Raw genomic sequence first — 16,457 nt, 5'->3', positions numbered from 1 at the left:
GCTTGCGAAGGACATTATCGCATTGCATCCTATTCGGGAAGCCCATAGAACGTCATGCTGAGCGTAGTCGAAGCATCTCTACCGCTTCGTTGCAATATTTAATGATTAGTCAGAGGCAGAGATGCTTCGACAGGCTCAGCATGACGTTCCATCTAGTTTCAGGTACTCGCTGAACGGCTGCGTTGAACGACAATCGTATAAAAGCCTCGTTCTTCCGTGGTAAGATCCTTCGTCCTCGCTTGATGCGCGACATGCTCAGGATGACAGATGGGTTTGGGTTATTGCAGGTAAGACCAAAAACCATCATTCCGACCAACCGGCGGCCTCTGCGGCAATCGGCGTGGCCGAACCTCAGATTTCTCCCGTTGGTCGGAATGACGGGCGGCAGCACTTAGGCCAGCGGCTCACTCACCAAACGGCCGGCCTGGGTGCTTGCCGCTATTTGCGGCCGGGCTGTTGTAGCAGCCAGGTCGCCAGGTCGCGGGCGGCATTGTAGTTCTCGAACGAGGCCGGAATCTTGCGGCCGTCCACGTACTCATTATACAGCCAGGGGTCACCCACAGCCAGTACGGTGCCCTTGCCCACTTTTGCGGTGGCTATGACGGTGTGCCCGCCCATCTTCACCAGCGGCGTGGCCGGGGCCTGCACTTTCAGCGGGGCCAGCTCCTTGATATAGGCTGATTTTGAGGTTTTGAACACAGCGTTGTCGGCCGGAATATTCACCCGGCCCTGCTCGAATTCACTGCCTTTCACCATGTTCAGATTCAGGGGCAGGAACTCCATTCCGAAGGCCCGGGCCAGGGTATTGAAGCGCGGGATTTCGCAGTTGCTGGTGTCGTTGGCCATTAGTACCAAGGTGCCACCGTCCTTCACCCATTTAGTGAGAGCCTGCACGTCGGCGGAGCGCACGAAATTGGGCTGCGGGGTTTCCTTTTCAGTGTCGGGGTCCACGATGATGAACACGTCTACACCCTTCAGCGCGGTGGCCGTGGGGGCGGTGCTGATGGTGGCGGTTTTCGCGCCCAGGTCGCGGAACTGCTGGCCCCAGAAGTAGAAGCCGCCGTGCGTGCGGTCGTCCCAGGTGTAGTGCCAGGTTTCGGGCTGGCCGCTCAGGGCGTTTTTGCGCAGCTCGTGGTTGAAGTAGTTGTCTACGGCCACGGTTTTGCCGGTTCCCACAGTGCTGGCGGCGGTTTCCATTTCCACGCTGGCCAGAATGAACGGGCCCACGCCTTTCAGGTCGTTCTTGCGCAGGGGCTCGGTGAGGTAGTATTCGAAGCTCCCGTCGCGGTAGGGCTTGCCGCCGAGGCCGCCCACGCTCACGGTGCCGTTGAAGACCAGCGCACCGTTTTCCTCAGCCACGAACTGCTTCAGCAGACCGTCGTAGCCCTTGCGGGCGGCGGCGGCGTACTTCTTATCGAGGTAGCCCATGCGCACGCCTTTCTGCAGGAAATACACGAACATGCTACTGCCCGAGGCCTCCTGGTAATTGCCCTTGCGTGCGGCCTGGTCCATCACCAGCGCCCAGGTGCCGGCATTGGCATCCTGGTACTTCACCAGCACCGGCGCAAGGCGCTGCACGTTTTGGATGAGCTGCGGGCGTTGCGGGTGGTTTGGGGGGAAATAATCGAGCACATCCACCAGCGCCATGGCGTACCATCCCAGACCCCGGTCCCAGAAATTGGGCGACTGGCCGGTGGTTTTGTTGGCCCACTGCTGCTCCCGGCTTTCGTCGTAGCCGTGGTATTTCAGGCCGGTTTTGGGGTCGGTGAGGTGCTGCTCAATGAGGGCAAACTGCCGGGCCACGTCGTCGAAGCCGGCGGGCTGATTGAAAACCTGGCTGTACTCGGCGTAGAACGGCTCGGCCATGTACAGGCCATCGAGCCACATCTGGTTGGGGTACACTTTCTTGTGCCAGAAGCCGCCGGCCTTGGTGCGCGGCTGCCCCTCCAGCTGCTGGCGTAGCTGTCGGGCCGCCAGCCGGTACTTCTCGGCCTGGGGCACCGACATCTGGCCCAGCGTGAGCAAGGCGTGGCCAGTGGTCAGGTTGTCGAGGTTGTAGTCGTCCAGTTTGTAGGTGCGGATGGTGCCGTCGGGGCGCACGAACTGGTCGAGGTCTTTCTGGATGTAGGTGAAGTAGCGGGCGTCGCCGGTACGCTGCCATACCCGCTCCAGCGCCTTCAGCATCAGCCCCTGCTCGTAGTCCCAGCGGGCGGTTTTGCGGCTGCCGATAAGGATAGAATCGGGGTGCCAGCCGATAAACGCATCGGCCATGCGCTGCGACATCGGCCGCGCCGTGGGTGTGGTCTGGGCCTGGGTGGAAAGCGAGGCCGTGAGCAGGCCGGCCAGCAGAAAAGGACGGAAGGACATGGATGGAAAGCTAGAGCTAGAAACTAGTTCCCCTCCTTGGAAAGGAGGGGCTAGGGGTGGTTGATTCGTTGAACGACTCGGGGTCAGGTCGTTCGGATAAACAACATCAGCACGCGGGTCAACCACCCCAGCGTCGGCTGCGCCGCCGCGTCCCCTCCTTTCCAAGGAGGAGAGTTTCGTTCATTACAGCTTGCTTACCGTCACCGTTTTCCTGGCCACCTTCTCCCCCACTTCCACGTCTTTTTTGGCAGGTTTGGTGTCGGTGTTGCGCAGGGTTACGGCTTTGCTACGGGCGCCGGTTACGCGCAGCAGCAGCTCGGCGCCGGGCGTGTAGCGGAGGTTGTCGAAGCTGATGTTGCGGCTGTTCTGGACTTCCAGCACCGGTTTGGTTGCCTCGGAAAGCAGAGTCACGTTTTTGAGGCGGATACCGTCGGCTTCCTGGCAGACCATGCCCTTATTGCACTCCAGCACCGTGTTTTCAATTTCCACGTTCTGCACCGCCATTTCAGGCAGGCCGCGCACCAGAATGCCGGTGTTGGCACCCTTGCAGGTGACGTTGGTGATGCGGAAGTTGCGGAACTGCGGGGTGCCCTCGTTCAGCGGCTCGGCCTTGATTTCGGGGATGCCGTAGGCCTCGCCGTTCACCTGCACCGGGTCTTTGGCGGCGTAGTACATATCGAACAGGATGGCCTCGCCGGCAATGTCGGTCATGTCCACGCCGTCCACGAAGATGTTTTCCACCACCCCGCCCCGGCCCCGGGCCGTCTTGAAACGCAGGCCCACATCGGTGCCCATGAAGGTGCAGTTGCTCACGTACAGGTTGCGCGCCCCGCCCGACATTTCCGAGCCAATCACGAAGCCGCCGTGGGCGTGGTACACTTTCGTGTCGCGAATGATGAAGTTCTCGGTGGGCACGCCGCGCCGGCGGCCTTCCGCGTCACGACCCGATTTGATGCAGATGCCATCGTCGCCTACGTCGAAGGTGCAGCCTTCCACCAGCCCGTTGCGGCAGGATTCCAGGTCCAGGGCGTCGGTGTTTTGGCCGTACCAGGGGTTGCGGGCCGTCACGTTGCGCAGGGTGAGGTTGTCGCAGAGCAGCGGGTGAATCGTCCAGGCCGGGGAGTTCTGAATGGTGAAGTCTTCGAGCAGGATCTGCTTGCAACGCTGCAGGCTGAGCATGTTGGGCCGCAGGAAATCCTTGAACTCCGCAAACTTGCTGAAGTCGGGCTCCTGGCCGGCGGCATAGGTCCAGGGTTTGCTGAGCGTGGAGCCTTTGAGTGAGCCCGCCGAGGGGTACCAGGTCGTGCCCTTCTCATCCACCACCCCACCCGATTTCACAAGACGCTGCCACTGGCCGGGGTTGAGCTTTTCCTTTTTCACCATGCGCCAAGCGTCGCCGGCTCCGTCGAAGGTGCCCGGGCCGGTAATGGCAATGTTTTCGAGGTCGTAGCCGGAAATGGGCGACTGGTTGCGCACGGCGTCCTCCCCTTCCCAGTTGGTTTTGATAAGTTGGTAGTCGGAGAGTTTGTTGCTGAACTGCACCAGTGCGCCTTTAGCCACGTGCAGGTTCACGTTGTTTTTCAGCTGAATGGGGCCGGTGAGCCAGAGGCCGCGCGGCACCAGCACCACGCCACCCTGCTGGCTGCAGGCGTCAATGGCCTTGCGAAACGCCTCGGTGTTGAGCGTCTGCCCATCGGCTACCGCGCCGTACTTGGTGATATTGAAGGTGTCCTTGCGGAAGGTGGGCTGCAGCACGATGGGCAGCTCATAGGCGTACTTGCCGGCGAAGGCCAGCGGCTTAAGATGCGCGGCAATACCGAGGTTCTGCTTGCGTACTTCCTGGGCCACCAGCTGGGCCACCCGCTCGGCGCCGTAGGCCGAGAAGTGGGTGTTATCGAGTTTGGTGTTGTTGGCCCCGTTCTGGTAGCTCCAGAACAGCGGCTTGGTGCCGGCGTCGCCGAGTTGGGTGTACATGACCCAACTGGTTTCGTGCAGGTCAATCAGGGGTACTTTCTGGGCTTTGGCTACCTCGCGCACCACGCCGGGGTACTCGCCGTGGTCATCTTTGCGCTTGCCGGCCTCATCAAAATAGCGCCGACCCACGGGCGTGAGCAGCACCGGGTTGGCGCCTTTGGCGCGGGCTTCCTGCACGTAGCGGGTCAGGTTCTGGCGGTAGGCGGTTTGGGGGGCGGCGTAACGGGCGGTGTCTTCCTGCTTGCTGTCGTTGTGGCCAAACTGGATGAATACCCAGTCGCCGGGCTTCACTTGCTCCAGCACCTTGGCCCAGCGGCCCTCGTGGCGGAAGTTGCGGGTGCTGCGCCCGTTCATGGCGTGGTTCTGCAGGGCCACATTGGCATCGAAATACTGCCGGAAGTACATGCCCCAGCCTCGCTCGGCCTTGTCCAGCGGCTTATCCGACATGGTAGAATCCCCCACGAGGAAGATGGTGGGCTTACGGTCGTCGGCGGGCGGGCGGAAAGCCAGCAGCAGCACGGCCAGCAGTACAGCACAGAGTTGCTTCATTTCGGGCGGGAGTGGGAAGGCGCGTGGAACGAAATTCAGACCCGGAACTGCAGTTTTCCGGAAAACCGGACGGGTAGTTTTGGCCTGAATAGTTGTTAAGGTTAGCGGAATAGTTGGCCCCGCCTGCTCCTCACCTGGCTATTTTTTGCGCAAACGTTATCGGGCACGTTGCCGGAAGTGCCTTTCTGTCTCCGCAACTCTACCAAAAGTGGTTTCACCTCCGGAATATTGCTCTTCCTACCTACTCTCTACCCCTGCTTCAATTGGATTTCCGCCTGCTTACCCGCCCAGCTTCCGCACCAGCCACAGCAGCGCGCTCAGTCCCGCACTCACCAGCAGCATCGACACCCAGGGCACGTACAGCCGGAAGCCCGGCCGCTCCACCCGCACGTCGCCCGGCAGCCGCCCGAACCAGCCCAGCAGGTTGCCCCCGCCCAGCCACAGCAGCGCCCCTAGTACCATCAGGCCCAGGCCGAGCAGAAACAGCGTTTTACCGAGGTGGGGAGGCATAGGAAGGATTATTTTTTAGTTGGCATCCAAGTCTGCGTTTTGCGTAGCGACTCCAACAGCGTATAGAGCCGAGTCAATCCAAATGAGCCTATGCCACCCCTATCGCCTACCTGCAACCGGCGGCCATCAGCATACACTATACGCAGCGCAATGTATGGCACATGGTTATAACCAATCCGGTATGCACGCTTCAGCTTGTCCGGTTGCAAGTAATTCACTAACTCGCTAAGCTGTTGTTGTGCAGAGGTATTGAGCGTAGTGGTTAGGTCCTCACTCTTCTTTTCAGCCTCATTCAATACCGGATACTCACAGGAGTGATAGGTGACACTATCCTGAGGTCCAATGCCAATTGTTATTTCCTCGACCTCGTGATAGGCAAAGTGAGACGTATACAGCAGACTATCTATTTTGGTGCTCGTGGGAGTAGAATTATACTCAACTAATCCTCCAAAACGATAGGTCAGCAGGAATTGCTGACGGCCATCTTCCTCTAACTGTTCTGTTGTCAGAAAGGGCTTATGGTAATCGGCGTAAGCAATCAGCGGCTGGGCACCTTGGTAAACGATGCGCGCTACCGGACAATACTGGTAAAACTGCCGGCCAAAATCTTCCAATACCAGACTGTCACCCATATCCAACACACAGATGACTTTGCTTTCGTCATCGTAATGGGTGCCGGTTATCAGCAGATCAATCAGGCCATTTCCATCAACATCTGCTTTTTCCCACGCTTTGATTTTCTCTCGTTGATATATTTTTTGTACCCGCTTGTCCTCGAACCGAAGGCGGGAATCTACCTTGAAATTCTTGTAGTAATCATCCAGCGACCTTACTACTTGCTGCACTGCAGCATCGGAGTTCAATTTGGCTAATTTCCCTTGGGACTGAGCTAAGACAGTCACAGTAGAAACCAGCAGTAGTAAAAATACGCAGCACGTTTTCAGCATAGAATAAAGCTTACCCCTTGTTGTCAAACACCGGCTCAATGCGCCCGTCGGCCCCTACCTGCAATGCGGCTTCGTAGCGGTTACCGGTTTTGCTGGAGATGAAGCCGCGGATGACGCCGGTTTTGCCTTTGCGCAGGAGCTGGTTCATCTGGGCGTCGGTGAGGGTTTTGCCGCCCCACTCGAATGGGGCCCGGAACTGGCAGTCCTCGCGGAAGCGGGAGCAGCCCCAGGCACTTTTGCCCTTCAGCATCTGGCCCAGACGGCACACCGGGCAGGGTATCTGGCCGGGGTCCTGGGCGGTGGTGGGCTTGCTTTCGGCGGCGCGCACCAACTCCAGCGTCCGGTCGGGCGTGAGCCGGATGGCGGCCCCGAACTTGTTGCCGGCCTCGTCCAGGAAGCCCTGCATTACCTGAGTGCGCCCTTTCTTGAGCAGGTCACCCACCTGCTTATCGGTAAACTTCTTGCCCTCGAACTCCACCGGCAGCCGGAATTGGCACCCCTCCTTCCAGCGGGAGCAGCCCATAGCCGATTTTCCGCGCAGCACGTGGCCGCTGCCGCAGGCCGGGCACGGCCCCAGACCTTGGTTAGTTGCTGGTTGTTGGTTGTTGGTTGTTGGGCGAGTGGGGATGGGTTTGCCAGCGGCAGGCGCAACTTGCGTGGCGTTGGCTACCGTTACGGCGCGGCCGGAGCCGTCGTGCTTTACTTCCAGCACCATTTCGCGCACCAGCTGCTTCAGCTCGCCCAGAAACTGCTCCTGGTCGAGCTGGCCGCCTTCAATCTGGCGCAGCTTCCGCTCCCACTGCCCCGTCAGCTCCGCCGATTTTAGCGTGGGGTTGCGGATGAGGCCGATGAGCTCGACGCCGGTGGGCGTGGGTACAATCTTCTTCCGGTCGCGGCGGATGTAGCCGCGCTTGAACAGGGTTTCGATGATGGCGGCGCGGGTGGAGGGGCGGCCGATGCCATTTTCCTTCATGGCCTGGCGCAGTTCCTCGTCGTCCACGTTGCGGCCGGCGGTTTCCATACCGCGCAGCAGCATAGCCTCCGAGTACTCGCGTGGAGGCTGAGTCTGCTTGGCGTCGAGGCGGGGCTTGTGGGGGCCGGTTTCGTCTTTCTGGAAGCTGGGCAGCACGGTACTCACCACATCGTCGTCGCCCTCACCGGCGGCTTTAGGGGCCGAGGGGGCTTGCTGCTTCTCCGGGTCGCCGTACACTTCGCGCCAGCCGGGGCTCAGAATCTGGCGGCCCCGCACCCGGAAGGTGCGCCCGGCCACATCGGCCGTTACGGTAGTGTTTGAGACTTCACAATCGGGGTAAAACGCGGCCAGAAAGCGGCGCGTGATGATGTCGTACACCTGCTGCTCGGTGCCGTGCAGGCTATTGGCACTAGCTCCGGTCGGGATGATGGCGTGGTGGTCCGTCACCTTCTGGTTGTTGAACACCTTGGTGCTCTTGCGGATTTTGCCGCCCGCCAGCAGCGGGGCCGCCAGGGCCGCGTGCACTCCGCCCAGCCCACGCAGGATGCCGGGAATTTTGGGGTACTGGTCGTCGGGCAGGAAGGTGGTGTCCACGCGGGGGTAGCTCACCACTTTCTTCTCGTAAAGGCCCTGCACGGTTTTGAGCGTGTCCTCGGCCGAGAGGCCCAACTGGTTGTTGCACTGCACCTGCAGGGAGGTCAGGTCGAACAGCGCGGGCGGACTCTCCAGCGCCTTCTTGATTTCCACGTTCGTCACCGTGAGGGGCTGGCCGGTTACCTGGACCAGGGCCGCGTCGGCTTCCTCCTGGGTCACGAAGTAGCCGCGGGCCTTCAGGCGGGCTTTTTCGTCGGGCTCGTCGTCGTCCTTGCCTTTTTTCACCACGGCCACGTGGCTGAACATGGTGCCGCGGTACTCGGTGCGCAGCACCCAGTAGGGCTCGGGCCGGAAGTTCTGGATTTCGTGGTGCCGGTCTACCAGCAGGGCCAGCGTGGGCGTCTGCACCCGCCCGATGCTGAGCACCTGCCGCTGCCCGGGTGCGTACTTGAGCGTGAACAAGCGGGTGGCGTTCAGGCCCAGCAGCCAGTCGCCCACGGCGCGGCTTTTGCCGGCCTGGTAGAGTGAGTCGAACTCCGAGCCCTCGCGCAGGTTCTGGAAGCCCTGGCGGATGGCTTCTTCGGTGAGGGAGGAAATCCAGAGGCGCTTGGTGGGCTTGCGGTACTTGGCTTCCAGCAGCACCCAGCGCTGAATCACCTCCCCCTCCTGCCCGGCGTCGCCGCAGTTAATAACTTCCTCGGCCGAGGCCAGCAGGTTTTTAATCACGTTGAACTGCCGCACTACGCCGTCGTCGCGGCGCATGAGCTTGATGCCGAACGTATCGGGCAACATGGGCAAATCGTGAATGCTCCAGCGCTTCCACTCGGGGCGGTAGTCCTCAGGCTCGCGCAGCTGGCAGAAGTGGCCGAACGTCCAGGTTACCTGGTAGCCGTTGCCCTCGAAGTAGCCGTCCATTTTGCGGTTGGCACCCAGCACCTGGGCAATTTCGCGGGCCACGCTGGGCTTTTCGGCAATGCAAACTTTCACTCGTTGTTTCTCTCAAGTGGATGATACTACTGGAATAAAGCCAGTGGAGAATCAACAAAGATACAGCGCAGAAAGGTCGGAATGCAGCGAGGATATGCCCTACCGTGCAGCAGTTTTGGGCACCATCCGCACCGTAGCTACGCACCGAAACCCTAGCCAGGATTGCGGACCTTGATACAACTGCCGGGAACGCACCGTAATCTGCCGCACCGACGACCGAAACGAGCCACCTTTTGCTACTCCTTTGACTGCCGTTAGCTCAGCCACGTTGCCAATAATGTTGTACAGTTTGTTTGCAGTTGGCGGATGATTGTAGATGTATTCCGTGAAAAACTGCCGATACGCGGCACAGAAGAATGGCTGGCCATTCTTCTCTGAAATGAAGTTTTCCAGCAACGTGTAGGGAAGCCGAAATACAGCCTTACCCTTGGGTAAAACCAGAGCAGTCAGGCAGGAATCCAAGGCCTTTTCCTTGCGCAGTTGCAGAGGTTTGAAGCTGGATTTGGAAGACGGTGGCACCAGCTGTAACGGTTCAGTACCGATTGGCAAGCCACCAGCCGCAGCCTGCTCCCATTCGGCTTCCGTGGGCAGGCGATATTCGGCCAATACAGTGAAATTGCGCAGCTCCGGGTACTTCCGCTGGAACTCCGCTGACTGGAAATAGCCAGCGTTGACCATGTTGCTCCGCCAACGGCAATACGCTACAGCCTGCTCGTAACTCACGCCTACTAATGGGTAGTACCGAAAGCCTGGGTACCTGAAATAGTAAGCCGTGAATGGGCCTGATGCGTGGCCATCAATTTCTCTGTCATTTGTATCCCACACGGTAGAATCAGGAATTTGACTTCTATAGAAAGCATCCGAGGAATCTTGCCGAATATGATGCAAATATTCCAGCCTGTGAATATTGGCTAGCTCTGCCTCATCCATATAGAGGTTATCGGATACCGGTACACATCCTGGAGGCTCAGGCAATATCCTTGATTTACGCTGGGCCTCCGCCCAAATTGAAGACAGCAAGCATAATAGTACTACTGACAAACTACGCATTAACATACTTCGAATAAGAATAAACACGCAATCCATAACCGCCTACGGAATCAACAAAGATAACGGGGAGAAAAGTCCGGTGCACTGGACCCTTCTCCCCGTTAATTGGCGCCAGGGCCCGTTGTAGCCGCGCTACTGCTTCACCGTTTCAGGAGCAATGCGAGTGGGCGTTTGCTGGCCGCTGACGATACCGGCGGCGGCCCGGGCAATGCCGGTAATAACGGCCGTCATGTTGGGCAGGTCCAGGGTTTCCACCTCATCATCCACGGAGTGATACTTCTTATCAGTCGGAATCTGGTCGGTGCTGATGGTGTGGGCCGGTACGCCCAGACGGGCCAGAGTGGCGTTATCGGAGCGATAGAACAGGTTTTGCTCGGGATAAGGGTCGGGCTCAAAGCGGAACACCGTGCCCTTGGCATTGTCCTGGAGCATTTTGCCGAAGTCGGAGCGGTCAAAACCGGTGATAAAGGCCGTGTTGGGACCAAACTTGGCCTGCTTGCCAATCATTTCAATATTGAACATGGCCACCACGTTTTTGGGGTCAAGCTGCTTGGAAAAATGACGCGCCCCAAAGCCCCCGATTTCCTCAGCCGTGAAGGCCACGAACACCAGCGGGCGGGCGTTGTCATTCTTTTTCTTGAAATGCTCAGCCAGGGCTACCACGGCGGTAGTACCGCTGGCGTCGTCGTCGGCACCGTTGGCAATGGAGTCGCCGGCCACGGCGGGCAGGAAGCCCAGGTGGTCGTAGTGCCCACTGAACACTACCTGCTCGGCGGTGCGGGCGGCATCCTTACCGGGCAGTACGCCCACCACGTTGCGCAGCTCCACGGTGCGGATGGTGGTAGTGGCGGCCACCTGAAACTTGAGAGGCATAGCTGCTGGCGGAGCCAGAATGAGCAGGGTGGTAAACGGCGCCGGCTTTTCGGCCCGCAACCCGCCGCGCTTTACATAGCCTGCCACCCGGTTGAAAGCGGCCGCCTGCACGGGGTCAATCAATACGATGGTATTTTCCTTAGGATCTAGCAGCGGGCGGATTTCCTTCATCAGGTTGTCCTGGGGGCCGATGGTTACCACCCGGGCCGCCGGCTCGTCGGCCTCCGTCCAGTTCAGATGGGGCTGGCCGGAAATCAGCAGCAGCTTATCGGGGGCTACCTTGGTGCCGTTAATGGACACGAAGGCAGCCGCGGTGCGGGCCTCGTAGGCCGGAAATGGCTGCATAAAGCTTGATAGGCCCGGCAGTGGCTCCAGGCCAATACGCTGGAACTCGGCGGCCAGAAACTCAGCGGCTTTAACGCTACCGGGCTTGCCAGTGGCACGGCCCTGCATATCGTCAGCAGCCAGGGCGCGCACAACCCGCTCTACCGTAGCCGCCGATACGCCGGAAGCAGCGGATGAAACAGTAGCCGGTTTTTTCTGAGCGTAAGCGTAAGCACTAAATAGAGCGAGGAACAGAACGAAGGGGGGGAATTTTCGCATACCGCAAAATAACCATTTTGTTCTGTACGCGGTACAATTTGCGTGCCCATTCGGCACCTGTTTTCGCAGGTGCTTCTGTTTATTACTTTTCGCACGTCCTATGCGCTCCATATTTGCCGTACTCCTGGGTTTGGCCGCCTGCCAAACCACCGCTCCTACTACCGAAAATTCCGGAACAGCAGCAGCGCCTGCTACTCCAGCCGCCGAGCTCCGGGCAACCAAATGGGTGCTCCACTCGCTCAACAGTCAGCCAGTTGCGCCCTCTGCTACTCAGCAGCCCTACCTACAGCTTTCTGCCACGGAGGCCCAGGCAGAGGGACTGGGTGGTTGCAACCGGTTTCGGGGGCCCGCTGAAGTAGCGGCTCCTAATCAGCTGCGCTTTGGACCACTATTAAGCACCAAAATGGCCTGCCCCGATCTGGCCACCGAATCCGGTTTTATGGGTGCGTTGCAGGCTACCCGGACCTACCGCATCAGCGGCGACACGCTACGCTTGTATTCGGAAACGGGCACTACTCCTGCTGCCGAGCTGCACCGCAGCCGCTAGCTTGCCAGAAAAAGATCAGGGGCCGCTTCCCTCAAAGAGAAACGGCCCCTGGCTTGTGCAAGGGAGTTGTCTATTTCGCGTCGACGGTGGCCAATACAGCCACCCATTCTTCTTCTGCCTTAGCTGAGCTTGCACCCGGAGCCGCTTTCAATGCCTGAGCCAGCTCGGGGGCGGCTGCCTGCATAGCTTTCAGCGTCAGCTTCACCGGCACCAGTCGTGCATCCGGACGCAGCAGGAAATAGTTGCTCTTGTCATCAATCTGGTCATATTGCTCGCCACTGCTATACGGGCCCTGGTAATTGGCCTTGCGCAGCTGCTTGATGTGGCGCTTAAGCAAGGTGTACTTGCCACTGTGCAGCACCTCCACATATTCTGAGCGGAGGGCGGCCTCCGGTGCTTCCAGAAACCGCCGAAACGTGCGCAACCGTATTCCGGTAGCGTTTATGGCAGGTTCCTCCAGCTGGAAGCTGGCCAGTTTCCGGTCGTCCAGCAGCAGCGAGTCCCGACGGTTCAGCGGCAGCATCATTAGCCGATGGTTCAGCACATCGTATTTAAGCGGCACCGGCGCCATAGGTACTCCGTTGGTCATTTGCAGGCGGCCCGGCAGCCAGCGTTTATCCAGGTAGGGCGAACCAATGGTGCCGTAGGCCCCACTCCGTGGCACCACGGTGGCGGCGCCAGTGGTAAGCGCATCCAGATTTGCCTGCGCAGCGGCCCCCACCTGTCCGATAGGTGCCTGCTGAGCTTGGGCTGTAGCGGCCAGCAGGATAGCTAGCCCACTCAACGAAATACGAATAGTCATCACAAGAAAAAGTAGTTTCTGATCTAAACTATCACTTTCCGGTCAGAATTCAGTAGTGTCAGCTCAGGGTGAGCACCAGATCATCGGCGTTTACCAAGCTGCCTTCGCCCAGACTTACGGCCTGCACGGTGGTATCGTCGGGGGCGGTGATGGTGGTTTCCATCTTCATGGCCTCAATGATGAACAGCGGCTCGTTTTTGCGCACCTGCTGGCCGCTTTCTACCAGCACTTTCGAGAGCATACCCTGGAGCGGAGCGCCCAGTTGGCGGGGGTTGCTTTTGTCGGCTTTGGGGTTGAGCACCCGCTTCACTTCTACCGACGTGTCGCGGATTTCCAGGTTGCGGGTCTGTCCGTTGAGAGTGAAGAAGATGGTGCGGCAGCCATCTTCGTTTACCGGCCCGATGCTCTGCAGGCCCACAATGATGCTCTTGCCCCGGGCAATGTCGATGATGGTTTCCTCGCCAGGCTGCAGGCCGTAGTAGAACACCCGCGTAGGCACCACCGCTACGTCGCCGTACTCTTCGCGGTGCTGCCAGTACTGCTCGAACACCTTGGGGTACAGCAGCCACGACAGCACGTCGGTGAACTTGCCGCGGCGCCCGAATTTCTGCTCGAATTTCCCTTCTTCGGCCTCGAAATCAACGGGAGCCAAGTGCTCGTTGGGCCGGTCGGTAAAGGGCTGCTCGTCCTTGAGAATCACCTGCTGTACCTCCCGGGGCCAGCCGCCTTCGGGCTGCCCGATGTCGCCGCGGAACAGCTCCCGCACCGACTCGGGGAAGTTGAGCGTGTGGCCCTTCTCCAGCACGTCGCGGGTGGTGAGGTTGTTGCTGACCAGGAACAGGGCCATGTCCCCCACCACTTTCGACGAGGGCGTCACCTTCACAATATCTCCGAACAGCTGGTTGACCTCGGCAAAGGTGGTTTTCACAGTTTCAAACTTATCCAGCAGGCCCAGCGAAGCCGCCTGGGGCCGCAGGTTGGAGTACTGCCCGCCCGGAATTTCGTGCTGGAACACCTCCGAGGTGCCCGCCTTCAGCCCCGACTCGAAGGGGTAGTAATACTCGCGCACGGTTTCCCAGTAGTTGCTGAACTCGTTAAGCGACTCCTGGTTGAACTCCCGGTGGCGCTCCTGCCCGCGCAGCATCTCTACCACGGCGTTGAAGTTGGGCTGGGATGTAAGGCCCGACAGGGCACCCAGGGCCACGTCAATTACGTCCACGCCGGCTTCCACGGCCTTCAGGTAGGTAGCGGGCTGCAGGGAGCTGGTGTCGTGGGTGTGCAGGTGAATGGGCAGCTTGATGGTGTCGCGCAGGGCGGTTATCAGCTCAGTGGCGGCGTAGGGCTTGAGCAGCCCGGCCATGTCCTTGATGCACAGAATGTGGGCCCCGGCATCCTCAATCTGCCGGGCCAGGCGCAGGTAGTAGTTGAGGTTGTACTTCTGGTTGCGCCTGGGGTCCAGGATGTCGCCGGTGTAGCAGATGCAGGCCTCGGCCAGCCGGTCGGTGCGGTTACGCACGAACCCGATGCAGGCCTCCATGCCCTTCATCCAATTCAGCGAGTCGAAGATGCGGAACACGTCGATGCCGGTTTCGGCGGCCTGCTCCACAAACCGCTCCGTCAGGTTGTCGGGGTAGGCTTTGTAGCCCACGCCGTTGGCCCCCCGAATCAGCATCTGCAGCAAAATATTGGGCACGGCGGCCCGCAGCTTGGCCAGCCGCTCCCAAGGGTCTTCGTGCAGGAAACGCAAAGCCACATCAAACGTAGCTCCACCCCAGCATTCCAACGAGAAAGTTTGGGGGTGCTGATGAGCGTACCGCTCGGCCACCTTCAACATATCAAAAGTGCGCATGCGGGTAGCCAGCAGGCTCTGGTGGGCATCGCGCAGCGTCGTGTCGGTGTAATGAATCTGCGGGTCGGCGCGCAGCCACTTGGCAAATTCGTCGGGGCCCAGCTCGGTAAGTTTGTCCTTGGTGCCGGGCGGCGGGGGCGTGCTGGGGTCGAAGTGCGGGAGGCGGGGCTTGCGCAGCTCCCGCTTGGGGTCCAGGAGGCCGCGCACGTCGGGGTTGCCGTTCACAATCACGTCGCCCAGGAAGCTGAGCACCTTGGTGGCCCGGTCCTGGCGGGGCTTGAACTTGAACAGCTCCTGGTGGTCTTTGATGAAGTCCACGTTGGCCTCGCCGGCCATGAACACCGGGTGGGCAATGATGTTCTGCAAAAACTGAATGTTGGTGCTCACCCCGCGCACCCGGAACTCGTCGAGGGTGCGGGCCATCTTCTGGGCTGCGCCTTCCAGCGTGGGCGCGTGGGCCGACACTTTCACCAGAAGGGAGTCAAAGAATGGCGACACCTTCACCCCGGTATACACCGAGCCCTGGTCGAGCCGGATGCCGAAGCCGCCCGCCGAGCGGTAGGCCGTAATAGTGCCATAGTCGGGCTTGAAATCCTGCTCAGGGTCCTCGGTGGTAATGCGGCACTGGATGGCGTAGCCCATCTTTAGCGGCGTACTATCCGGCCCCAGCCCGATTTCGGCGTCTTGGAGGCGGCGGCCGTCGGCAATATGCAGCTGGGTTTTGATGAGGTCCACGCCGGTTATCATCTCCGTCACGGTGTGCTCCACCTGAATGCGCGGGTTCACCTCAATAAAGTAGATGCGGTCCTGCTCGGGGTTCACCAGGAATTCCACGGTGCCCACGTTGTTGTAGTTCACGGCCCGGCCCAGGCGCAGGGCGTACTCGTACAGCAGGTGGCGCAGGTGGTCAGGCAGGTGCAGCGACGGGGCTACTTCCACCACTTTCTGGTAACGGCGCTGCACCGAGCAGTCCCGCTCATACAGGTGGGTGAGGCCGCCGTGGTTGTCGGCCACCAGTTGCACCTCAATGTGCTTGGGCCGCTCCACAAACTTCTCCAGAAACACGGTATCATCTCCGAAGGCTTTGAGGGCCTCATTGCGGGCCTCAAAAAAGCCGCGCTCCAGCTGCTCATCGTCCCGAATTACGCGCATACCGCGCCCCCCGCCCCCACTGGCCGCCTTCAGCATCACGGGGTAGCCGATGCGGTGGGCTTCCTCCAGGGCCACGTTGAGGTCGGTCAGGTCCTGTTCACTGCTCTCGATGATGGGCACCTGGCACTCCACAGCCACCCGCTTGGCGGCCACCTTGTCGCCGAGGGCTTCCATCACCTCGGGGCGCGGCCCCACGAAAATGAGGCCTTCCTCGCGGCAGCGCCGGGCCAGGGTGGCGTTTTCGCTCAGGAAGCCGTAACCGGGGTGAATGGCGTCGGCCCCGTTCTCCTTGGCCGTACGGATGATGCTTTCAATATCGAGGTAGGGCTTGAGCGGCTCATCGTCGCGGCCCACTTGGTAGGCTTCGTCGGCTTTGTAGCGGTGCAGCGAATACCGGTCTTCGTAGGTGTAGATGGCAACCGTTTGAATGCCCAACTCGGTGGCGGCACGCAGCACGCGAATGGCAATTTCGCCCCGGTTGGCGACCAGCAGTTTGCGGATGTTCATCAGTTTCAGGAGAAGAGGAAAAGTGGAACAGAGAGGCGGTGCAAGCTACGCAACGGGGCGGGATTCGTTAGCGAATTTTTGCTGAAAGATATTTTTTCGCAGAAAACAAGGTTTGTAAAAAGTTGATGATAGGGCGGTTGTAGAGACGCGACACTTCGCGTCTTATCGTTGCT

At 59.8% G+C, this 16,457-nt stretch carries 10 protein-coding genes; 1 reads left to right on the top strand and 9 read right to left on the bottom strand.

The window, feature by feature from the left end:
* Positions 1–438: 438 nt before the first annotated feature.
* The 7 genes from EI290_RS17020 to EI290_RS16990 all read right to left on the bottom strand — a co-directional run bounded on the left by EI290_RS17020 (position 439) and on the right by EI290_RS16990 (position 11,427).
* Positions 439–2,367 (bottom strand): glycoside hydrolase family 88/105 protein, encoded by a 1,929-nt coding sequence (locus EI290_RS17020; protein ID WP_125432826.1) that lies wholly within the window; start codon positions 2,365–2,367, stop codon positions 439–441.
* Between the two features lie 183 nt (positions 2,368–2,550).
* Entirely contained in the window at positions 2,551–4,890 is a 2,340-nt protein-coding gene (locus EI290_RS17015) for a glycosyl hydrolase family 28 protein (protein WP_125432824.1), read from the bottom strand.
* A 279-nt stretch (positions 4,891–5,169) separates the two neighbouring features.
* Entirely contained in the window at positions 5,170–5,400 is a 231-nt protein-coding gene (locus EI290_RS17010; protein WP_125432822.1) for a DUF2905 domain-containing protein, read from the bottom strand.
* Positions 5,401–5,408: 8 nt separating this feature from the next.
* On the bottom strand, positions 5,409–6,347 hold the full coding sequence (locus EI290_RS17005; protein ID WP_125432820.1) for a hypothetical protein: 939 nt from the start codon (positions 6,345–6,347) through the stop codon (positions 5,409–5,411).
* 10 nt (positions 6,348–6,357) lie between these two features.
* On the bottom strand, positions 6,358–8,901 hold the full coding sequence (locus tag EI290_RS17000) for a type IA DNA topoisomerase (protein ID WP_125432818.1): 2,544 nt from the start codon (positions 8,899–8,901) through the stop codon (positions 6,358–6,360).
* 99 nt (positions 8,902–9,000) lie between these two features.
* Complete coding sequence (locus EI290_RS16995) at positions 9,001–9,831, bottom strand: formylglycine-generating enzyme family protein (protein ID WP_185817049.1); 831 nt, start codon at positions 9,829–9,831, stop codon at positions 9,001–9,003.
* 252 nt (positions 9,832–10,083) lie between these two features.
* Positions 10,084–11,427 (bottom strand): M20/M25/M40 family metallo-hydrolase, encoded by a 1,344-nt coding sequence (locus EI290_RS16990; protein WP_125432814.1) that lies wholly within the window; start codon positions 11,425–11,427, stop codon positions 10,084–10,086.
* 100 nt (positions 11,428–11,527) lie between these two features.
* Here EI290_RS16990 and EI290_RS16985 point away from each other — a divergent pair, with 100 nt between their 5' ends.
* Positions 11,528–11,974 carry an META domain-containing protein gene (locus EI290_RS16985; RefSeq protein WP_125432812.1) on the top strand — a complete coding sequence of 149 codons (447 nt, stop codon included), beginning with the start codon at positions 11,528–11,530 and terminating at the stop codon, positions 11,972–11,974.
* A 70-nt stretch (positions 11,975–12,044) separates the two neighbouring features.
* Here EI290_RS16985 and EI290_RS16980 read toward each other — a convergent pair whose 3' ends face one another.
* Both EI290_RS16980 and EI290_RS16975 read right to left on the bottom strand, forming a co-directional pair.
* Complete coding sequence (locus tag EI290_RS16980; RefSeq protein ID WP_125432810.1) at positions 12,045–12,776, bottom strand: hypothetical protein; 732 nt, start codon at positions 12,774–12,776, stop codon at positions 12,045–12,047.
* Positions 12,777–12,834: 58 nt separating this feature from the next.
* Positions 12,835–16,284 (bottom strand): pyruvate carboxylase, encoded by a 3,450-nt coding sequence (locus EI290_RS16975; protein ID WP_125432808.1) that lies wholly within the window; start codon positions 16,282–16,284, stop codon positions 12,835–12,837.
* Positions 16,285–16,457: the final 173 nt, after the last annotated feature.

The organism is Hymenobacter metallilatus, from assembly GCF_003944705.1.
In the GTDB taxonomy this organism is placed as follows: Bacteria; Bacteroidota; Bacteroidia; order Cytophagales; family Hymenobacteraceae; genus Hymenobacter; species Hymenobacter metallilatus.
The sequence above is the reverse complement of the archived record's forward strand: the minus strand, read 5'-3'. Positions and strand labels throughout refer to the sequence as shown.